The organism is Zobellia uliginosa (genome assembly GCF_900156625.1).
In the GTDB taxonomy this organism is placed as follows: Bacteria; Bacteroidota; Bacteroidia; order Flavobacteriales; family Flavobacteriaceae; genus Zobellia; species Zobellia uliginosa.
In genome coordinates this window covers 34,042-55,006 of sequence record NZ_FTOB01000009.1, presented here as the reverse complement: position 1 = coordinate 55,006, position 20,965 = coordinate 34,042, and the positions used below count along the sequence as shown (strand labels likewise).

The 20,965-nt window shown below is 44.4% G+C and carries 16 protein-coding genes; 3 read left to right on the top strand and 13 right to left on the bottom strand.

The features are described from left to right. The first annotated feature begins 319 nt into the window (after window positions 1-319). Window positions 320-883: a TetR/AcrR family transcriptional regulator gene (locus BW980_RS20135; RefSeq protein ID WP_076456957.1), complete on the top strand. Its 564-nt coding sequence runs from the start codon at window positions 320-322 to the stop codon at window positions 881-883. Window positions 884-1,071: 188 nt separating this feature from the next. Then, on the top strand, window positions 1,072-1,935 hold the full coding sequence (locus tag BW980_RS20130; RefSeq protein ID WP_076456956.1) for an alpha/beta fold hydrolase: 864 nt from the start codon (window positions 1,072-1,074) through the stop codon (window positions 1,933-1,935). Between the two features lie 118 nt (window positions 1,936-2,053). Here BW980_RS20130 and BW980_RS20125 read toward each other — a convergent pair whose 3' ends face one another. From BW980_RS20125 to BW980_RS20095, 7 genes are all read right to left on the bottom strand, one after another. Further along, complete coding sequence (locus BW980_RS20125) at window positions 2,054-2,887, bottom strand: sialate O-acetylesterase (RefSeq protein ID WP_245800115.1); 834 nt, start codon at window positions 2,885-2,887, stop codon at window positions 2,054-2,056. 80 nt (window positions 2,888-2,967) lie between these two features. Next, window positions 2,968-4,605, bottom strand: coding sequence for a sodium:solute symporter (locus BW980_RS20120; protein ID WP_076456954.1), 1,638 nt, complete (start codon window positions 4,603-4,605; stop codon window positions 2,968-2,970). A gap of 144 nt (window positions 4,606-4,749) precedes the next feature. After that, complete coding sequence (locus BW980_RS20115; protein ID WP_076456953.1) at window positions 4,750-5,769, bottom strand: glycoside hydrolase family 130 protein; 1,020 nt, start codon at window positions 5,767-5,769, stop codon at window positions 4,750-4,752. A 67-nt stretch (window positions 5,770-5,836) separates the two neighbouring features. Next, the gene (locus BW980_RS20110) at window positions 5,837-7,390 is read right to left on the bottom strand and encodes a hypothetical protein (protein WP_076457002.1); all 1,554 of its coding nucleotides are present in this window, start codon (window positions 7,388-7,390) and stop codon (window positions 5,837-5,839) included. A 47-nt stretch (window positions 7,391-7,437) separates the two neighbouring features. Beyond that, window positions 7,438-8,343 carry a hypothetical protein gene (locus BW980_RS20105; protein ID WP_139327748.1) on the bottom strand — a complete coding sequence of 302 codons (906 nt, stop codon included), beginning with the start codon at window positions 8,341-8,343 and terminating at the stop codon, window positions 7,438-7,440. A gap of 21 nt (window positions 8,344-8,364) precedes the next feature. Then, entirely contained in the window at window positions 8,365-9,861 is a 1,497-nt protein-coding gene (locus BW980_RS20100) for a RagB/SusD family nutrient uptake outer membrane protein (RefSeq protein ID WP_076456951.1), read from the bottom strand. 12 nt (window positions 9,862-9,873) lie between these two features. Then, window positions 9,874-12,963, bottom strand: a complete 3,090-nt coding sequence (locus tag BW980_RS20095) for a SusC/RagA family TonB-linked outer membrane protein (RefSeq protein ID WP_076456950.1) — start codon at window positions 12,961-12,963, stop codon at window positions 9,874-9,876. Window positions 12,964-13,224: 261 nt separating this feature from the next. Here BW980_RS20095 and BW980_RS20090 point away from each other — a divergent pair, with 261 nt between their 5' ends. Continuing rightward, window positions 13,225-14,085 carry an AraC family transcriptional regulator gene (locus BW980_RS20090; RefSeq protein ID WP_013991612.1) on the top strand — a complete coding sequence of 287 codons (861 nt, stop codon included), beginning with the start codon at window positions 13,225-13,227 and terminating at the stop codon, window positions 14,083-14,085. 394 nt (window positions 14,086-14,479) lie between these two features. Here the strand turns inward: BW980_RS20090 and BW980_RS20085 are convergent, their stop codons facing one another. The 6 genes from BW980_RS20085 to BW980_RS20060 all read right to left on the bottom strand — a co-directional run bounded on the left by BW980_RS20085 (window position 14,480) and on the right by BW980_RS20060 (window position 20,965). Then, a complete protein-coding gene (locus BW980_RS20085) occupies window positions 14,480-15,556 on the bottom strand; it encodes an ABC transporter permease (protein ID WP_083690560.1) in 1,077 nt (358 codons plus the stop codon). A gap of 2 nt (window positions 15,557-15,558) precedes the next feature. Next, window positions 15,559-16,521: an ABC transporter ATP-binding protein gene (locus BW980_RS20080; protein WP_076456949.1), complete on the bottom strand. Its 963-nt coding sequence runs from the start codon at window positions 16,519-16,521 to the stop codon at window positions 15,559-15,561. Continuing rightward, window positions 16,521-17,669 carry a COG1470 family protein gene (locus BW980_RS20075; protein WP_076456948.1) on the bottom strand — a complete coding sequence of 383 codons (1,149 nt, stop codon included), beginning with the start codon at window positions 17,667-17,669 and terminating at the stop codon, window positions 16,521-16,523. The genes BW980_RS20080 and BW980_RS20075 overlap by 1 nt, the downstream gene beginning before the upstream one ends. A 69-nt stretch (window positions 17,670-17,738) precedes the next feature. Then, on the bottom strand, window positions 17,739-18,701 hold the full coding sequence (locus BW980_RS20070) for a DUF4340 domain-containing protein (protein WP_076456947.1): 963 nt from the start codon (window positions 18,699-18,701) through the stop codon (window positions 17,739-17,741). 23 nt (window positions 18,702-18,724) lie between these two features. Further along, window positions 18,725-20,227: a GldG family protein gene (locus BW980_RS20065; protein WP_076456946.1), complete on the bottom strand. Its 1,503-nt coding sequence runs from the start codon at window positions 20,225-20,227 to the stop codon at window positions 18,725-18,727. A gap of 15 nt (window positions 20,228-20,242) precedes the next feature. After that, window positions 20,243-20,965, bottom strand: coding sequence for an ABC transporter permease subunit (locus BW980_RS20060; RefSeq protein WP_076456945.1), 723 nt, complete (start codon window positions 20,963-20,965; stop codon window positions 20,243-20,245).

Here is a 20,965-nt window from a genome sequence, read left to right as displayed (position 1 = left end):
TTACCTTTTATGTTAATTTGACTCTATTTTATGTAGGAAATAACTTAGGTAATCAGTGTTTAAGAATTTACTCGAGGAGCAAGGTTGCGGTCATACCCTTGGTCAAGAATTAAGATTGTTTTATTATTGTCAATGCTTCAATATTGGCTATAGGCTTTGTAATATGCCTAATGCTAGGCGTTATGCCCTTTTTGATTATTCCCTGATTAAATAGGTCTATAATGATTTATCCTCCCTCGAAAATCTAATTGAGGTCTAAATAGCATCAATTTGTTACCGAACGTTTGGTAAAATTGAATATTTGTAGTAGATTTGTCCCATGAGACCGCAAAAAATATTGGATAAAGATTTAATGGTCGCCTTGGCCAAGGTGTTTCGTGCCAAAGGTTATGAAGGAACCAGCTTGGCCGAATTATCTGAAGTGACCGGTTTAAAAAAGGCAAGTCTGTACCATCGGTTCCCAAAGGGGAAGGAAGCGATGGCTACTTCGGTATTCAATTATATCGGTGACTGGGTCCAAGCAAATGTATTTGCGGCCCTAGCCGATGAAAATAATACTCCGGAAGTAAGGTTGAAAAACGGATTGAACCATATTGCAACCTTTTACGATGGGGGACGGGAAAGCTGCATTTTTAGGGCCTTTTCAATGGAAACGGGTTTGCATTTGTTCGAAAAAAATATTAGCGCCGGAATGAATGAATGGATAAGTGTCTTTACGAGAATCGGAGTTGCTTTAGGGCAGGGGCCCGAATCGGCAAAAGCGAATGCGGTACAAACATTGATCGATATTCAGGGAAGCCTTATCGTAAGCAAAGGCTTGAATGATACCGATGTCTTTGAACAAACCTTGCACAACATAGAGCACAGGTATTTGAACAAATAAAAAAATTTACCCTACTATGTTACCGAACGTTCGGTAATAAACTATATTTTACGAGTGAAGGATAAACGATAAAACATAAACAGTAATAAAGAAAACCATAACGATTTATTTATGAGCTTTTCCGGATGGCAATGACAAAAACGGGTAGTCCGGCCCACTTAATTATACAAACATAAAACATATCTAAAATGCAAAACACGAAATACAGAAAAACAACGGTCGATGGTGTTAACATCGCCTATCGCGAAGCAGGAAACCCCGACAATCCGACCCTCGTATTGTTACACGGATTTCCTTCGTCCTCCCATCAATATAGAAAGGTCTTGAACCAGTTATCGAATGACTACCATTTAATTGCGCCCGACTATCCGGGATTTGGTAATAGTGATTTTCCATCGCCTGACGAATATGATTATACTTTTGATCATATAGCCTTGACTATTAACGGGTTTCTTGAGCAAAAAGGAATACACTCTTACGCCCTTATGATACAAGATTACGGTGCGCCGGTAGGTTTTAGGATAGCCACGGCCCATCCGGAAAGGGTTACGGCAATTATCAACCAAAACGGTAATGCCTATGAAGCCGGATTGGGAAAGGCCTGGGCCAGTACAAGGGCATTCTGGGCAAACAGGACCGAGGAAACCGAAAAGGCCTTGTCCGCCGTATTTTCCTTGGAAGGTCTTGAGTGGCAATATACCCATGGTACCAGAAACCCCGAAAACGTTAATCCCGATACCTGGCATCTAGATTATTTGCGGCTATCACGGCCCAATGCACATAAGGTAAATCTCGACCTGTTCTATGATTATCGAAACAATGTGAAATTGTACCCTCAATGGCAGCAATATCTAAGGGATGAGCAACCTCCCCTTTTGATCGTTTGGGGTAAAAACGATGAATTTTTCCCAGAAAGCGGTGCAGAGGCGTTTAAAGAAGATGTCACGAATATAGATTACCATATCTTTGATACGGGACACTTTGCACTTGAGGAAGACGGAGACGAAATCATTGAAAAGATGAGGGGGTTTATGAAGAAAGTTATGGAGTGAGGTCTTGTACGGACATATTAAGCCAAACAAAAGCGCAAGTGATACCGACTTGCGCTTTTTTTATAATGATTTTATTGGCTTTACACCTTATATCTAGAGCTCGGTTTTTGGTTGGAAGTCATTCCCCTCGTTCGAGGGCCAGCATTTTTTCGGCATAGCGTTTCCCCAATTCCCTTACCCCATCGGAGTCAAAATGTACATGGTCTTCCCTTACGGTACAGCCTTTGGAGGAAATGATATGGGCCGTAGGTATGGTTTGGGGCAAAGTATTTATGATCTTGTTCATACTTGCGCAAACACCGCCTTGGTCTTCCCCGACCACTTCACCCGCCAACAAGGGAACATTCTTGGCGTCCAGCCCTAAATCTTCCAGCATATCCCGATATACCTTTTTTACGTATTGGGGCCAATTTTTATCATCTTGGTTGGTCTCTCCTTGATGCAATAAGATACCTTTGATCACACCGGTTTTCTGGGCTTGTTTTGCCATTGTAATTAAACGTTGGTAGGGGTGTCCGCCATAGGCTTTTATCTTGTCGGTAAACCAGGTTTCCTTGTACGTTTCCGTATAGTCCTCATAAATATCCTTATCGAATAAACGAATGTCACAACCGCCAATAGCAACATTGATTACTCCTACCGAAATACTGTCCGGTAATTTTTGTACCATGGTGCGTCCAAAATAATCGGCAGGGGAGAGTCCGGCCCCGCACTGACTTAAAGGCGGTATTGCGGTATACCAAAAGCCTTTTTGCTTTCCTACCTCTCCACAATCGGTGGAAGGCATTAGCTTGAACCGGCTACTGACAATAAGGTCTTCCGGTTGTATCGATGCGGAACCCTCCATGTTAGACTGGCCAAAACATAGGTAAATATGAAAATTTGGGTCTTGTGTAAATCCCTTTAGGGAGGTAAAAACAAATAGGAGTAGTACGAGGGCTCTTGTTCTCATTTTCATTTATTTTTTAATTATTTTGATTTTAAATTGCCATTGTATTTTACTTGTATGTACCAATACTATGGGTAAGCTTCTTAAGCAAATATGAAATACATGACAAAACAAGCCATTACCAATAACAATGAAAGAAACCTGTGGTTTTTGTACCACACGACCCCTTGTAGGGCTTCGCTTTCTTCCTTCCATATTTTTAGGGTCCAAGTATTTTTCAAGACTTTCTCTTGATCGGGTCTTGGCGTCATGAGACTGATTATAACATTTACGGTTACGCTCAAAACCATAATCAAAGGGGCAATCAATAGGAAATGATACGGAACGCTAATATTCAAGGCGTATTTTACGATCATAAGAAGGGCTGCGACTATGATTCCTGAAATGAGTCCCCACAGGGCACCCGTACCATTGGAACGTTTCCAGAAGAGGCCCAAGAAAAAAGTGCCTACAATGGGAGGGGCCAGATATGAGGCCACCTCTTGGTAATATGAAACCAAGGAATCGAATTTTTGAATGAACGGGGCCCATAAAATTGCAATGATGAGTACGACTATAGAGGTAATACGCCCTACTTTGACCAGTTTTTTACTATCTGCCTTCTTATCTATCATGGAGTAAAAATCCATGGTAAATAGGGTGGAAACAGAGCTAAGGGTGGCGCTTAAGGTCGAGGTCAAGGCCGATATCATTGCGGCGAGGATCAAGCCAATCAAACCGACCGGAAGCAATTTGACGATCAACCGAGGGTAAACTTGATCGGTATTGATTCCGTATTCCGATTTTAGGGTAGATCCATCAATAATTTCTTGCGGGAGATTGTCGACCCCGAATAGGTCTATGCCACGTGCAGCTAGGCCTGGGAGGATAAAAATAAAAATGGTGAACAGGTATAGGAAACCTACGAACAATACCCCTTTTCTTCCGTGATCTACTGATTTGGCCGATAGTACACGTTGTACCATTACCTGGTTGTTGGCCCAAAAATAGAATCCAAGAATAGGGATACCTACCCACATGCCCAACCAGGGTACGGTGGGGTCATCTAAGGGACGGGTAAGTTTTAGCCAGACACCTTGGTCGAAACGGGTATAGAGTTCTTCCCATCCGCCAATTTCATGAAGGGCAAAGAAAAACAGTATGGCCGAACCTATGATCAGTATGGTAGCCTGTATGATGTCGGCGTTTATTGCCGAAGATAGTCCCCCGACAATGGTATAGCTTCCTGCGATCACCGCCATGATCAAGATGATATAGAATAGTTCGACCTCAGGAAAGATCAGTTTTATGATCAAGGCTCCCGTATATAACGTGGCGGCGGCATCTAAAAATACATTTCCGAAAATCGTGATGAAGGAAAAATAATAACGCGATCGTTTATCAAACCGCTTTTCCAGAAATTCGGGCATGGTAAAAATGCCCGATTTGATATAGAAGGGTAAGAAGAAAAGCGAAAAAAAGACCATGACCAAAACAGAGATCCAGTTGTAATTGAACACGGCTATACCTGAAATAAAACCTTCTCCCGAATGCCCCATTAGGGTAGAACTCGATACGCTGGCGGCAAAAAGTGATAGCCCTACTACCGGCCAAGTCATGTTTCTTCCGGCCAAAAAATACGAAGTAGAGTCCGAACTTTTCCCGTTTCTCAAGGCCCACCATATAATACCCACAATAAAAAGTATCAGAATGCTTATATCAATTGCACTAATATTTATCATAAATCTCCTTTATCTATTCTTCAAATTTTAGCGATTAGAGGGGTTCCGCTTCAATACGGCCTTGAGGTCCCGATCCAAACCGTTTACCTTATCGAAAATGACATACCTCAGGCGTCGATTGGGGTCAGGACCTTTGGCGTATTTTTATAGTCTGTATTTTTTCAGGTAGTCAAGTACCTCATCTATTTTGCATGTGGCCAATCCGATATACTTGTCGGCGGCGCCATAATATACATACAATGTATCATCTACGATAACATTTCCTGTTGGAAAAACGCATCCTTGATATGGGCCGTCTATTTCATAGTCATGTTCGGGTTCCATGACAAAATCGGTAGCGCGTGCAATTACCTTGGTAGGATCGTTCAAATCAAGCAATGCTACGCCGACCCTGTAGTACCCCTTGCCACCGTTTTCAACGCCATGGTAAATGATCAACCACCCTTCAGGGGTCTTTAAGGGAGGCGTGGATCCCCCGACTTTTTCTTCCCATGTACCCTTTCGGCCAGAGATCAGCAAGGTGCTCGGCTCATTCCATACCATAAGGTCATCGGAGAAGCGAATCCAAATGGAGGGTTGTTCACAACCGTATTTATCTCCGATCCATTGCTTTGGGCGATGTAACATGGCGTACTTACCATTGATTTTTTCAGGAAAAAGAATAACATCGCGATCATCTAAATTGGTGTCGGTTATACGTCCGAGGCGCATCCAATCTTTAAAATCCTTGGTGACGGCAAGGCCTGAATTGGCTATGTTTTGCTTTAAAACCGCCGGAGCATCGGCTCCCACATCGGGAAGCAAGATAACATCGTGTTCAAATTTCCAGTATTGACCCGGGTAATGAGGCCTGTAGGCATAGGTTACGTAAAACTCTTCTCCGAACTTAACTATGCGGGGATCCTCTATACCTCCTTTATCCGGGCCGTCTATACTGGGTTCAAATGCGGGCTCATCGGAGCACCTGCTAAAGTGTATGCCATCGGTGCTTTCGGCTCGGCCCATACGTATAAGATGCTGTTCGTCATCTCCTGCGGCTCTATATAGCATGGTGAATTTTCCGTTCTCAAACCAGACTCCTGGATTGCAGACGACCAAGTTTTCCCAATAATTCGATGGATGGGGTTTTAAAATAGGATTGTTCGGGTTTTTCTTTAATTTCATTATGTAAAAGTGCTTGTATTTTTTTTCTGATTCGGTGTGTTGAACCGAGCTTATATATCAATTTTCCCTAGGGCATGTTGGTCAAAACGATGACCGAACGGGCAGGTATGTTTACTTTGTGTTTACCATCCAGTGGTATGGACATATCTTGTTCTAGGGGAAGGGCGAATCCGTTAGCGTCTACCTTGGCTTGAAAACTGCCATCGGGCATGGAAGTGCAGACGTATTGTGAAACCCCATCAAAGGTAAAATTATCTTCCGCCTTGATGCTTAGGTCATCGTATGCAACAAAGTTTGAATTCACGATTGCCAAGGTGTACGTATCTCCTTTTTTAGCGGCGATAGCGCGTAGGCCTTTTTTGTCGGGAAGTTGTACTTCATAGATATCCGCCCCTTTCGGAAAGTACCGGCATAATAAGGAAACCGGATAGAAAAAGGGTCTGATTTCCTCATCGGAAGCACCTCCGAAGGCTTCCTCTCCAAGAATGTTCCAAAACCCCCATCTTTTCAGCTTTTTGGCATCCGGTCCAGAACCAGACCCGCTTTTATTGTACATGGCATCGTCTACATCCCATACCAAGGCTCCTGAAAATCCGGCCATCATAGATTGTACCATGGCATCACTGATATCGATGGCATAGGTGCCATCGTAGACAGACATATTGCTGTCGTCGGAAGCATAGGGATCGGCGTTTATTCGGTTTAGGTTTTCGGTCTGTAGGTCGGCATCGGCACCATAAAATTTAATACCGATTTCACCCAGTACTATTTGTTCTCCTTCAGGTATGGCTCCTTTATAGGCTTTGAGCATTTCAAGATAACCGCCCTCGGTCACAAAACTCTTGGTAGGGTAGGCGTGAATATCGTACAGCCCAAGTTTTTCGTTGAATTTCGATTTGCTCCGTGTAATCCAATTAACGGCACCGGCATCACCGAAAACGGCAATGTCAGGGCCTGCCAGTTGAACGGACTGGTGCAAGCCTTTACTTTCCAATCGAGATTGGAAACCCGACGCTACCTTCTGCCATAGGTCATAATCGGTATTCGTAGAAGACCAATCGCCATTGGGTTCATTGATCATATTGTAGTACTTGATACAGCTGTATCCTTTGGTGTCGATCAGGTAATCGAGGTAGTTGACGGCATGGTCCAACCAGGTTTCATCAACTTGGTTTCTGTCGCCATTTAAATAACTATGGCCCCATTCCCCGAACATTACGGTGATTTGATTGTCGGTGCAGTACTGCATTATCCTGTGAAAGGCGTTGTTGCCCTTTTCCGGTTGAAATGCACCATCGGTATTGGTATAGTTCCAGCCGGCGCTCACCATGATCCTCATAAAGGATGGGCGCATAAAATCGATCCGTTCTTTTAAGGTATTCCAATCAGCCTCGTTAAAATCGTCTACACCTGTAAAGTTTTCAATAAGCTCATAACCGCCCCATTGCGCCCCGTTTCCTACAAAATCGACCGAAAGTGGATTTTGGTTTTTTATCAATAGGGTTTCGCTTGGTTTTTCGGTTGATGGGTCTTTGTCTACCGGGGGTGTATCGGTAGAGCTTTCACTTGAGCAGGCTAAGATTAACAGGAGAAATAAATTGTATAAAATCATCTTTTTCATCATTGTTTGATTTGGGTAAAGGGTCGGGCCCGACCCTTTCGCCTCATTTATTTTTTCGATAATGCATAATAATAGTAATGGCAAGCCTCGAGGGTGTATGATGGGTTGTAGTGTGCCCAATTATAATCCCAAGGCGTAGCGAACATCAATTCGAGTTTGCCGTTTTCCAATTTCAAGGGGTTCGAACTAGATTCGTTACCATCTTTGTCTATAAAGCTTACCACATTGGTCTCTAGATTGTGTTCCCACATACCTTCGCCAACGGGTACCTTTCTGAATTTATAGGCAAAATCCTTGGGCTCGCCAGATTCGGTAGCAGAGGTTACAAAAGAGGCGTATTTGCCATCAGGCCCTGCCTTATTGGTAAAGGTTCCGAAAAGATTTCCGTCGTCGGTGACCCCTTCTAGAACAAATTCAAGTTCATTATCGGTTTCGAAACCGGCTTCGGGTATAACATTGGCCATATCTTCATGCCAATTGCCCCATGCCCAGCTATCGACTCCATCGGTACCAACAAACCATCCGTAGGTAAGGTTTTGTGAGAGGGTCCAAGTGCCTTCGAGGTCAGATTGAAAAGGTTTCAAGATGACTTTCCACTGAAGTTCTTTACCCTCTTTTGATCGAACTGCAATCGATGAGGTCTTTTCCGGATTATCAAAGTTTAGTTTGTCGCCCACCTGAACATCGGTAGAAGCGTCATAGGAAACGGCAATGCTATTAACGTCTACCGCTTTAAAATCGAGTCCGTTTGTATTGACCGAAATGGTGATGCTCGCATCATCTTTGGTACGAACGATTTCACTGGGGCCTATTTGGTTTTGCAGCTGAAGGGTCAAAATATTGCGTTCCATATTCCAATCGCCTTCATTGACCTCTTTCATCAGGTCCTTTTCACATGAAAAGAACGAGAAAGCAGTGGCCAACATTAGGATGCTATATGCTAACTTTTTCATTTTATTGATTTTTAGATATCATTATTTTGCTTTAGTATTCAGATCGACCTCTCTAAGCGGAATGGCATAGAAAGCGGCCTGATCTTCGGTTAGACCGGCGGCCTGTGCGGCAGGAACGGTAGCAACTACCTTTGCCGTTCTACGTAAGTCGAACAAATGATGGCCTTCAAAAGCAAGTTCCCAAGTCCTTTCCTGCAAGACGGCCTCCCTGAAGTCTTCCAGTCCCAATCCCGACACGGGGTCTAGTCCTGCTCGGTTTCTCACCTTGTTAAGCCATAATAGGCCGTCTGAAGTAGGGCCGACGGCCTCTGCATAGGTTAAGGCGATATCGGTAAAACGGATCATGAATGGTCTGGCACTGGTGCGGTCGCCCTTAAAATCGGGGTCTAGGTATTTGATACTGAATATCCCAGGAACATTGCCATCGTTGACGCTTCCGATGACGTTTCCTTCCTCATCGTAGATGGTGCTTCGCATTAGTTCAGTGGCACGTTTGTCATTCTCATCGAATGTGGACTTAAAATCAGGGTTCACGCGATAGACTTCCCATCCATTTGTGGTTTTTACAAAATCGCCATCGGCATTTTTGACGAAATAGGCCGAACCAGGTCCCCATGGCATCCACATTAATGGGGTAGAGGAAAACTCACCAGGTTGGTTGCCCGAACGGTCCATACTGATTTGCCAGATATGCTCGGGACCGTCAGGTTTGTTTACATCGTAAATACTTTGTAGGCTTTCGTCAAAACCATATTCGCTTTGGTCGTTCAAGACTTTGCCCGACCATTTTGCCGCCTCTTCGTACATGGTATTGGCATCTTTTGACATATCCCTATAGCCTGCGGCGTTATAGGCTTTTCCCGATGCAATGGTCAAGTATACTTTTGACAATATGGCCCATGTGGCTACCTTGTCGAACCTACCGGTCTTTCGATTTATAGATAGGTAAGATTCGGCGGTAGTCAGGTCTGAGATAATAAAATCGTATACCTCGTCTAAATCTTCGGCCATCTCAGGGTTGGTCTGTGCCTCGGTGGCCACAAGCTCGATCTGCATGGGGACCCTTCCAAAGGTACGGACTAGGCTAAAATAACTCCACGCCCGAATGGTATAGGCCTCACCGAGAATACGTTTTTTGTCGTCATCGTCAAAGCCTTCGTCCTTTACGTTTTGAATCACGCCATTTGCACGATTGATAGCGATATAACAGTATTGGAAAAAATTGGACAGAGCCTCGTTGCTATTGGTGGCCTTCCAGTTTACAATGGTTTCTACACCACCACCTTCGGTAGGTTTTAGATCTGTGGTTTCGGTGGGCAGGTCACCGACATCTATAATTCCCCGGTTGTACTCTGTAAAGTTAAAGGCGTTATATGCGTACAACAAGGCGGCATCGGCGTCTTCTACGGTTTTGTAAAAATTTTCATCGGAATAAAACCCGTAAGGCTCTTCTTTTAGGTCACATGAAGTCAATGTGATTACTAAAAATCCAACCAAATATATAAGTGTATTTTTCATTGTTTCTTCAGATTAAAAAGTTAGATCTACACCTAAGGTGAGGTTTCTCAAACGCGGATATCCGCCCCAATAAATTCCATCTAATCCCACTTCGGGGTCATACCCGTTAAAATTGGAAAAGGTATAAAGGTTAGTGGCATTGATATATAAGCGGGCCTTTGTAAAGAAGGAGGTGTCGTCTTTATCGAAATTGTAGCCAAAGGTGAGGTTCTGTATCCTTAAAAACGAACCGTCTTCAACGAACCAATCACTAAGTTTGGTATCTCTGGTGGCCATCAGTTTAGGATAGTCATTGTTGGGGTTGTCGTTCGTCCATCGAAAGGGCATTTCATTTGCTTGGTCGAATTTCCCGGGATAGAAAACATCGTTGCCGTACACCCCATTTAGGAATATGGAAAGGTCGAATTTCTTATAGGTGAAATCTAGGCCAAGACTGGCAATTAAATCGGGGTTCGGATCACCGATTACGGTTCTGTCCTTTTCGTCTATTGTTCCGTCTTTGTTCAGGTCGACATATTTGAATTCACCAGGCTGGGCTAGGTCTCCCGTTAGTCCGGCAGCCAGTCCTTCTGCTTCCGATTGAATGATGCCATCTGTTTTATAGCCGTAGAACACGTTCAAGGGCTGTCCGATACCATATATGTTGGCGGTGGCCATACCGAAACCTGAAAAACCTTCGCCCCTGAATTCGAAATCCATTCCGGTATTGGGATCCCTTAACAGACCTGCGGCCTGGGAATTTCCTAAATCAACCACCTCGTTCTTGTTTACGGATACTACCAAGTTGGAAGAAAAGCTGAAATTTTCGGCGTTCACAATGTTTCCTTCTACGGAAACTTCGACACCTTTGTTCTTTACCGTTCCATCGTTTACCCAAATACGGGTGTAACTAGAGGATAGGGGCAAGTACTTTTGACGCAAAAGGTCGTTGGTCTCTTTGCTGTAGAAATCCACGGTAGTCCTTAGCCTACTGTTGAAGAAGGCCATATCGAGGCCGACATTCAACTGTGCGGTAGATTCCCACTTCAAGTCTTTGTTCGGAATGCCCGACCAATACTTATAGCGGTAATCGGGGCCGTATTGACCACTAACGTAACCAGGTCCGATAGCGGTTTTCCATTGGCCGTCATCATAGAAATTTTCAATACCGTAGCGGCTTAGGGTTTGGTAGGGCGAAATGCCTTGGTTACCTGAGATACCATAACTGGCACGGGCCTTAAGCTCTTGGAATATGCCAAGGTCTTCAATGAATTTTTCTTTATGGGCTTTCCAGCTGATGGCTCCCGAGGGAAAATAGCCCCACTTGTTGTTTTCCCCAAACTTAGACGAACCATCGGCGCGCATGGTTGCGGTAAAGAGGTATTTGTCGTTTAGGCCATAGTTTAAACGTCCGTAAAACGAGAGTAATTGTGATTCTTGTTTTCCATTGCCTATTTTGTTGCTTTCAGGGTCGCCTGCTGACATATTTTCGTTTTGTAGGGCTTCGTTAACAAAGCCTTCGGCCCTTAAATCGGAAGTTCGTGTTACATTGTTCTGATATGAAGACCCAACCATGACATCAAGCTTATGCCGTTCGTTGAACGTGTTGGTATAGGTGGCAAATGTTTCGGATAAAAGATCGTGGTTCTGCCAATTTTTAATTTCACCCACCCCATCATAGAAATAACCTTCCCAAGTATATTCTTTTGGCATGTACCTGTCGGAAATGCTGTTGCCGTATTTGTAATTTAATTGGGTCTTTACGTTCAAATGGTCGCTAACCGAGTAATCTAAAAGATAGGATGAAATTATATCTAGGCCTTTTGACTCGTTCAGCACATTTTCGGTATAGGGTAGAGGGTGTCCGAAATCTTCCTCCGAAGTACGGAAGTAATCGCCGTTTTCATCGTAAATCGGCCATAAGGGATTTCTCCAATATTCAAGACCACTATTGTTCTTACGTACATCTCGTGATAAAATGTTGGATGTAGTAAATTTTAGCCTGTCGTTAAATTGATATGAGACCCCTAGGTTCAATATATATTTTTCATAACCGTCTTCTATATATACCCCATCATCGCTCAGGTAGTTGGCGCCAATATTAAAGGAAGTGGTTTCGTTTGCACCGCGCATGGAAACGGTAGTGCTTGTCAAAATAGGCGAACCTCTAAAGACAACGTCGCCCCAATCGGTGTTATGTGGCCAGCTGCCGCTTTCGATTTCGTAGACGGAAGGGTAGTAGACCCCGGCAATGGTACGGCCTGTATAAACCGGTTCAATGCCATCGTTTATACTTCTTTCGTTTGCCAATTGTGCCATTAGCAATGGGTCGTCCCAACTGATCAGGTTGCTTGTGAAGTCCTTTACCGTAGTCTGGTGACGTACCTCTATAGTCGTCTTTCCGGCTTTGGCCCTTTTGGTCGTGATCATGATAACCCCGTTCGCGCCCCTAGACCCGTATATTGCGGCGGCAGAAGCATCTTTTAAGACCTCTACGGAAGCAATATCTGAAGGGTTGATCTGTTTTAGGTTTCCGGCACCCCCTAAAGGAAAGCCGTCAACCACCACCAAGGGGTCGTTGCTGCCATTGAAGGAACTGGCCCCTCTAATACGAATGGTAGCCCCGGCACCAGGGTCTTGGGACGAATTGATGACCTGTAGTCCCGCAACGCGGCCCTGTAACATTTTGTCGATGGAGTTAGAAGGTATAGAGCTTAGTTCTTCAACCTTGACACTGGCCACCGATCCGGTAAGGTCACTTTTCTTTACCGAACCGTAACCTACTACCACGACTTCGTCAAGGCCTACCAGATCTTCTTCCAAGGTGACCTCAATATGGTCTTTTTCGTCAATGGCCACTTGAATCGTTTTAAACCCGATATAGGAGAACGATAGTACGGCCTCTTTCGGCGAAGTTTCTATTTTAATGGAAAACTCACCATCAAAATCCGATACGACCCCGTTTTTTGTTCCGATTTCCAATACGTTGACTCCAGGGAGGGGTGCTCCTGAGATGTCGTTAATCTTTCCGGTAATTGTTTTTTCCTGTCCCAGAACGGCTTGGGAACACATTAAAAACAACATGAAAATTTTAACCGCACCGAATGCATTAAGTTTTTTCATAAATATTTGATCTTATTTGTTTGTAACAAGACAAATGTATTATCAAATGGTGATTTTTTATTTGCACCAATTGATAATTACAAATACTCTGTTGAATATTTAGCATTTTTTTAGTGTTAAAATCATATTAAATTTAAATTTAAGTACTGATTTTTATAGATTTATATTAATACAGGCAAAAGTAAAAGCAATACTTTATTGATTTTAAATGTCTAATTTTGTAATAAAATTAGTACTATACACCCATTAACTATTGAAAAGATGAAGAGAATTGTTCGAGAAATTACTCCTATAAATGATAGTGATCTGTTTATTGTACTTAATCATTACAATGCAAAATTCGATTTTCCGGTCCATTATCATCCCGAATATGAAATTAACCTGGTCCTTAATGCCTCAGGGAAAAGGGTGGTTGGGGACTCCATTAAAACATTCGGTCATCCTGACCTGGTATTGATAGGTCCTAATACGCCCCATGCATGGACGGGAGAGGAAACCGAGGACGCCCATGTCATTACGATTCAGTTTCAGCAAGACTTTCTTTCCGAGAAAACCCTATCTCGAAACATATTCAACCCTATTAACGATATGATGGAAAGGTCGCGGATGGGCATACATTTTTCAGAAGAATTCACCTTGAGTATGGTAGATAGGATAAGTCAATTGACGCAATTCAGGGGGTTCGATTCCTTTCTTAATTTTCTGTCCATTCTTTACGATATGTCCACTTCAAGAAATCAAAGTCTTTTGTCTTCACCGAATTACGTGGATATGTACGATACCTCCAAAAGCAAAAAAATAACTTTGGTCAACGAGTATCTATCGAAAAATTTACAGCATCCTATAAAGTTTGAAGAAGTAGCCAGTCTGGTAAATATGTCTCCTTCGGCCTTTAGTCATTTTTTCAAAAAAAGGACACAAAGGACTTTTTCGAATTACCTATCGGATTTGAGAATAGGGCATTCTGCTAAATTGCTGATCGAAACCGATAAGAATATTTCAGAGGTATGTTACGAAAGTGGATTTAACAATCTTTCCAATTTCAACCGGGTGTTCAGAAAACAAAAAGGATGTACTCCAAAAGAGTTTAGAATGCAACAAAAGCTAATTACAAAGCATTAGTCGTATTAGGCCTAAGGCTATGGCGTATTCGATTTTCCGAACGCTTTACCTTTGGCGGGCTACCGTTTAAATGGGGGTAGCGGATTTTTACTGTTTGTGTAGGGAAGGGATTTAATATCGGCTATGCCTATGGAAATGCTATTGAAGGCCCCGTGAGCCATATTGATGCAGGTACATACGAGCTGTTTATGCGAATAAGGATATAATAGGGGTTTATGGAAAATATAGAAACTGGCTTACTCCGGTTCGGGGTTGGCCAGTTTCTTGTTTAAGGACTATTATTTTGTCAAAGTTTCGGGTGGGGTTTCTTGTGGCAATGTCTTGATCATGGTATCTGACCACGATTATGTAGTCGAATGCATCGGCCGTAAAAACCACGACTCAAAATAAAAAATCACCCCCGTGAACGTATTTCGCGCTTCATAAAGAGCATATACGACAATAGAAAGCACAACAGGGTCAAGGAAAGCAAGCCCGTAAACTGCGGCCAAACCAATAACACGCTCTGTCCCAAGGGGAGGCTGCTGGGGATGGCACCGTGCAATTGCTCCATGGTCAAAGGCCCTAAACTACGAACGGAAGGTACTAGGATGGCAGAAGTAATTTCATCGAACAGTTCGTTGGGCATGATTTGAACCAAATAAAATTTCAATTTTTCATAAAAATAGATGGCCCTAGGAGAAGCAAATTTAGAAGGTTCGTATCCTTTGATGATCAGGTTGGCAATCATCGGGTAAAATAAGGTAAAAAACAACCATACGGCTATGCCCAGTAAAGCGGAAGTGGCCGGTTGTCGAAAACGCACCGAAAACAAAATGGAAAGGTTCAGCCAGAAAGATACATATACGATGCTTAGCACCGTGTACACCATAATGCGCATAAACTCCTCAGCGGTAGGAGGTATTCCTATAGCCACCAAACCCGCACCCAATACTAAAAAGCTTAAGGAAAAAAGCATTACGCTGATTACGATGATACCGGCCAAAAATTTGGCATTGAGTATACTGTCCCTAGGGATGGGTTGGGCCAAAATACGGCTTAAGGTACCCTTGTTCTGTTCCGAACTAATGGCGTCGAAGCCCAGACTTATCCCGAACAAGGGGCCAAGGAATCCTACGAACACAAAATAGGGGGGTAGGCTACCGTCCGATTTGGTGAACAAATTCAGGAAAAAGAAGTTGTTGTCGCTACTATCGGTAACAAGGGCCTTCATTCCGTCGTTCAAAGTAGAAAATAGGGTACCCAAACAGGCCAATGTAATAAGGGCGAATAGAATTATAAAGCGCCAGTTTCTGATATGGTCGCTTACTTCCTTTTTGACCATTGCCTTAAAAGGACTTAAGGTCAGCCTTCCATCATTACCCAAGGATCCGTTCTTGAAAATGGGCAGGGGAGCATCGGGGAGTTGTAATTTCGGGATTTTTATAGCGGTCAGTTTTAATTTTACCGCTTGAAACACGTTATTTTTCATATCTATTTTTCTTCCTGAAAGTATTGGTGATAGATGTCGTCCAGACCGTATTTTTTCTTGCTTAGATAGGCTAGTCCATAGCCTGAGTTTACGAGTAGTCTAGATACTTCGGGCGAGATATCCTTTTTCGATTCTACCACAAAGTGTTCGTTCTTAAGCTCTACCTTGGCCACCTCTTTGATTCCTTTAATTTTATCGATTACCTCCTGGAGGGCCTCAGGCGTTCGGTTTTCGGGCGGACTGCTAATTTCCCCTTCTATGGTAAAGGTGTTTTTGGAGAATAACTGTTCGGCCAAGGAACTGATTTTCCCTTCGGCCAATAATTTTCCTTTGACAAAAATTCCGACCCGATCACAAAGCTGCTGTACTTGATGTAAATGGTGGGAAGAGAACAAAACGGTAATTCCTTTTTTTCTGCTGAGGTCGACAATGAGTTGAAGGAATTTTTTTACGCCTTCGGGATCGAGTCCCAAAGTAGGCTCGTCGAGGATAATGACTTCCGGCTTTTTTATGAGTACGTCGGCCAGGCCCAAGCGCTGTCGCATTCCCCGTGAATAGCTGGCCACTTTGTTGTCTTTTACTTCTTCCAATCCTACATCGGCCAAGGTCTCCAAAGCGCTCTTTTGGGCCTCTTCGACAGGAATGTTGTTTAAGCGAGCTATATACAAAAGGTTTTGCAAGCCGCTATAGTCATTGTAAAAACCTACATCTTCCGGTAGGTAACCGACCTTTCTTTTTACCTCTAACGGAAATCGGGTCGTATCGATTCCGCATACCTTAACACTTCCCGAATCTACTTCGGTAAGTCCGAGTAGCATGAGGATCGTAGTCGATTTACCGGCCCCATTGGGGCCCAATAGCCCAAAAATCTCGCCTTTTTCTATAGAGAGGGTCAAATTGTCGACCGCCACGTGTTCCCCGTACTTTTTGGTCAATCCGATGATTTCTATACTTTTTTCCGCCATTATCTTCTGCCGTATTTTTTAAACAGGTAGTAGGTGGCCCCTAAGGTCCCCAATATGATAAGGATACCCAGCCAGCCCCATAACAAAGGTGTTTTTACCGAGAACCTAATGGACGCCGTGGATGATACCTCAGGTGTTTTGGCGGTGATTTTGGGGAGGTAGTCCCCTGGAACCGCCTTGTCGGCGGCTGTAATGATAGCCTTTACCTTTGTGCTGCCTCCGGCCTTTATGTGCGATAGGGTATCGGGCTCAATGGAAACCTCCCAATCTTTGGGTTTGGTAGAGGTAAAGGTGATGTTCCTCAATTCGCTAGATCCGGTATTTCTGACCAAAAGTTCCAGTTGTTTGTCTCTTCCCGAAGTAATACTCGAACTCAATAATCCCGTAGGTGTGGTAAGTTCCATGTCATAGGTACCTTTGATAACCACCTCCAATGCCAATTCGGCCGTGGTGTACTTGTTGGTGGCCTTTATGGGTATCTTGTAAGAACCTGCCCTTACCAAGGATGAGGGGCTTACGTCAACCGTAATATTGGTGGTCTTGCCCGGTGCGATCTCAACCGCTGTGGCCTGTCTGCCGTTGGGTTTAAAAGCTACGTTCCATCCCCGTGGTGGCGCGGCCATCAAAGAGTAGACCTGCTTTTCTCCGGTATGGTTTTTCAGTTTTGTGGAAAAGTTGAAGTTTGATTTGGAATGCCCTTCCATATTGATCTGGTCGGAAGTAAACTCGGTCTTAAACGTCCCTTCCTCCGATACGTTGATGGTGATGGGAAGCACATCGTAATTTTTGCCGATCAGCCTAATGCTGTATGTTCCTTTTTCGACCTTCAAAGGCACGTTTACCGTTAGGGTAAGGTCTTTTTTTTCGCCGGGCAGAACGGCTATTCGCTTAATGGTGTAGCCCCCTGCCTTTAGGGTCGAGCTCCAATCCTCTGGAAGCCCCGATAGACTGATTTCCACATCCTTTAGCTGGCTTCCGTAGTTCTTCACCTGAACGGTATAGTCGATAGATTCCCCGGGTGGCACCGAAATATACGTATACGGCGTGTATAGGGTTATACCATTACCGGCCAAGGCAGCCGGGCTCATTGAGAATAGAAAGGCGAAAAAAAGCAGTAGTGTCCTGAAATTGAATTTATTGGATTTCATTGTATGTAGTTTGTATATCATAAAAAGGCTAAAAGTTTGGCCGATAGAACGGCAGGTTTATAACTAGGTTCAATTGTCGCTATTTTTAAAATGGGTTTCATCGACGAACAGTCGCTTGAACAACCCAAGGGAGTCGCTCTCTACGAAGGTGTTAGGGTGTTGTGATGATTGTAGGAAGAGTCTGTTGCCAGGGAGGTCGCCATAGGCCTTTACAAGCACATCCTTCATATCCTCCCCGCGAATGGTTATCGTGCGCAAGGCCTCCCCCTTTGGTTCAAATTCATCAGCGAATTCGGAACTGCCCTGATTGCGGATAAGGTTTAGGTAACTGGCCACTTGGGCGCTGTCTGCCTTTACGCCCGAAATGGTCCAGAGCGAATCTTTTTTTAACAGGCTGAAGTTTTCTTGATCGGCACTTTCGAATTTGACTTCCTTGATGTCTTCCTTCTTCAATTTGATAAATTCCGAATTCCTCCATGCATTGAACTTGCGGTCGAAGGCGCTCGCAATCTGGTTTTTCAGGGAATAGGTTTCGGGCCTGTCGTTGATTCGAAAGTAGGTTGAACCGGTCATGGATGCCCTGCCGTATTGTGGGGTGGCCGCTTGTTCATACGATGTTTTACCGAAGTAAATGGCCGTTGTCTTGCCACTGTCCCTTTCTTGGACCTCTAGTTTTCTTGCCAAGGAATCGGTGAGTTCGTAGTGGCCCCACTTGTCCTTGGTTTTGGCAACCAAGCGTAGGGCCTTTATGTCTTGTAGTTGCCCCAGTGCATTGCGTACCACTGCTTGGTTGCTTTGCGACTTGATCTTGCCCTGGGCTACCTCCCAACCGTTTTGCGACCTTGAAATGACAATCGGCTCTTCTGCCGATTGGGCGGGCGGGTATATGGTGAGTTTCGCTATTGCAGAGGTGTCCAATTGTACGACCTCTGGGTCAAAGGTGGTATTGCTGTTTTTTTTGAAATAATTTGTGGAAACATAAAGGAGCACCAATACGACCAAAACGGCGATTAATAGGTTGTTTTTCTTCATGGTTTATAGTTTTGTTGTAGCGATCATTCGTAGTTCTCTTCCAATCTTCGGCTGCGTTTGTTTTTGTTCATCTGCATCCGTACGATACCGTAGGCGATAACCAGCATAATGGGCAATAGGAAATTGGCGTATTTCAAGGTGGTCTTGGTGCCCTCTTCCAATTTGTCCAGAGGCCTGTATTGTATTCCTTTGGTCCTAAGGTCGATCAAGCCGGTATCGTCGCTCAGCCAATCGATGGCATTGACCATTAGGTTTACGTTGTCTGCCTGTACCGCTTGTTGGCCGTTGCCCACGGGAAAATCGCCATCGCCGACCACGTAAATACGGGAACGGTTGCCGTTGGAATGGGACTGTTCCAAGACGCCTGCAACCACTTGGTTGGGAGCGTTGAAATCACTGTTGGTCCATTCCTTTTGAATGTTGAAAACCTGAGGGGCCGGCATGCTTGCCGAATTCTCGGAAGAAAAGGCGAGAGGGGTAAAGGTGGTCAGCGAATCCTTGGCCGTAAATTTCAGCGAACTGGCAAACTGCATCACTACGGCATCTAGGCCTTTGGTGCTGGGGTGCTCGGCAAATTTATTGATGATAGGGGCGTAGGGGAAGGCAACGTTCGAGGTAAAGTTAAAGAAGCCCTGACGCTGCTGTACCGATACGGTGGCACATTGGGCGTCGATAACAAAATCCTCACGCACTTCCAGTCCCTTTTCGTTCAGCCACTTTTCTACACCGGAGGTAATTCCGGATCCATAGGAAGTGTTCAGGTCCCCGTTTACCCGGTTCAGGGCAACGAACAGATTGCCCCCGTTTTCCAAGAAGGCGTCCAATTGCTCCAGGGTAGCGTTATTGATGGTATCGGTGGGGCGAACCAGGGCCAAGGTCTTGATCCCTTCGGGGGGCGCCACACTGTCGTTTACGGTGACCGGCTTAAAATCGTACAGTACGTCCAAGGCCGTTTTTACCTGTGCGAGTTCGGCAATGGAAGCTTGGCCGTAACCTTGTAGCAGTCCCACTTCGGGCTTGTCGGTCACCGCTATCTTTTTTATGGAAGAGGACAACAGGTATTCTAACGGGGCCCCGGGCTGTACAAAGGGAATGGTTTCCTTGCGGTCTTCCAATTGCAAAACGGCTCCCAAAAAGGCCTTTTGTTGTTTCATCTGGTCCTTTTCGCGAACGTTGATCATTACCGGGTTGATTCCGGCTTCCATGGCCTCACGCTCCAAATCTTCGTTCTCGTTCGGGTTGATAAAGGAGTATACTAGGTTGTCGTCGGAGTGTCGGGCATATTCGATCAGGTATTCCTCAAAATCGTTTTTGGTCTTGGCGATGTCGGGCGGAAGGTTCTCCGAAAAATAGGCCTTTACGGTAATCGGGTTTTCCAAGGAAGCCATAATGTTCTCGGTGGCATCGCTTAGGGTGTACTGTTGGTCTTCCGTAAGGTCTAGCCTGAAAAAATATTGCTTCGATACCAAATTGGCAAAGACCAAGATCGCAATGATTAAGACAATGGTCAGGTTTGTTTTTTTCATTTGATGTACAAGCGTTTAAGAAATATGTCTTTTAGATAGGGACCATTCCCCTAGGTATAGCCCCAATACGGTTATAGAAAGAAAGTAAACCAGGTCTTTGGAGTCTAAAACCCCTCTGGAAATGGACTCAAAATGCGATTGAAGGTCCAGGGTGTCGAAGAATTGTCCCAAGCTTCCGGTGAAGTTTTGGGCCAATACCCCGAAAATGATCTGAAAGAAAAGACCGATGAGCAAGGCGGTCATAAAGGCTACGATCTGATTGGTGGTAATGCTGCTCGCAAATATGCCTATGGCCGTATAGGCGATGCTCAGTAGTAATAGCCCCAAGTAACCGCAAATCGTTCCTCCGTTGTCCAGGTTCCCGATATTCGCTACGGTAATCACATAGGGCAGGGTAGCGGTCAGGGCTATGCATATCAATAGGATAGATCCTAGGAACTTACCAAGAATCACCTCCCTGTCCGATACCGATTTGGTCAACAGCAGTTCCAAAGTGCCCGTCTTTCGTTCTTCGGCCAACATTTTCATGGTAATGGCGGGAATAAAAAAGAAAAGGCTCCAAGAGGCGATGTTGAAGAATACGCGGAGGTTGGCCTGTCCCACTAAAAAAATATCGTTTCCATAAAGCCAGGTAAAAAATCCGCTGAATCCCAAAAAAAGCGCTAGAATAATATAGGCGATAAGCGAATCGAAAAAGGTTGCCAGTTCTCGTTTGGCAATGGTCCATATGGTATGCAT

What these genes read in the sequence shown, in the direction of transcription:
- BW980_RS20135 (WP_076456957.1), top strand. Translation starts at nt 320, where the DNA reads ATGAGACCGCAAAAAATATTGGATAAAGATTTAATGGTCGCCTTGGCC.
- BW980_RS20130 (WP_076456956.1), top strand. Translation starts at nt 1,072, where the DNA reads ATGCAAAACACGAAATACAGAAAAACAACGGTCGATGGTGTTAACATC.
- BW980_RS20125 (WP_245800115.1), bottom strand. Translation starts at nt 2,887, where the DNA reads ATGAGAACAAGAGCCCTCGTACTACTCCTATTTGTTTTTACCTCCCTA.
- BW980_RS20120 (WP_076456954.1), bottom strand. Translation starts at nt 4,605, where the DNA reads ATGATAAATATTAGTGCAATTGATATAAGCATTCTGATACTTTTTATT.
- BW980_RS20115 (WP_076456953.1), bottom strand. Translation starts at nt 5,769, where the DNA reads ATGAAATTAAAGAAAAACCCGAACAATCCTATTTTAAAACCCCATCCA.
- BW980_RS20110 (WP_076457002.1), bottom strand. Translation starts at nt 7,390, where the DNA reads ATGAAAAAGATGATTTTATACAATTTATTTCTCCTGTTAATCTTAGCC.
- BW980_RS20105 (WP_139327748.1), bottom strand. Translation starts at nt 8,343, where the DNA reads ATGAAAAAGTTAGCATATAGCATCCTAATGTTGGCCACTGCTTTCTCG.
- BW980_RS20100 (WP_076456951.1), bottom strand. Translation starts at nt 9,861, where the DNA reads ATGAAAAATACACTTATATATTTGGTTGGATTTTTAGTAATCACATTG.
- BW980_RS20095 (WP_076456950.1), bottom strand. Translation starts at nt 12,963, where the DNA reads ATGAAAAAACTTAATGCATTCGGTGCGGTTAAAATTTTCATGTTGTTT.
- BW980_RS20090 (WP_013991612.1), top strand. Translation starts at nt 13,225, where the DNA reads ATGAAGAGAATTGTTCGAGAAATTACTCCTATAAATGATAGTGATCTG.
- BW980_RS20085 (WP_083690560.1), bottom strand. Translation starts at nt 15,556, where the DNA reads ATGAAAAATAACGTGTTTCAAGCGGTAAAATTAAAACTGACCGCTATA.
- BW980_RS20080 (WP_076456949.1), bottom strand. Translation starts at nt 16,521, where the DNA reads ATGGCGGAAAAAAGTATAGAAATCATCGGATTGACCAAAAAGTACGGG.
- BW980_RS20075 (WP_076456948.1), bottom strand. Translation starts at nt 17,669, where the DNA reads ATGAAATCCAATAAATTCAATTTCAGGACACTACTGCTTTTTTTCGCC.
- BW980_RS20070 (WP_076456947.1), bottom strand. Translation starts at nt 18,701, where the DNA reads ATGAAGAAAAACAACCTATTAATCGCCGTTTTGGTCGTATTGGTGCTC.
- BW980_RS20065 (WP_076456946.1), bottom strand. Translation starts at nt 20,227, where the DNA reads ATGAAAAAAACAAACCTGACCATTGTCTTAATCATTGCGATCTTGGTC.
- BW980_RS20060 (WP_076456945.1), bottom strand. Translation starts at nt 20,965, where the DNA reads ATGCATACCATATGGACCATTGCCAAACGAGAACTGGCAACCTTTTTC.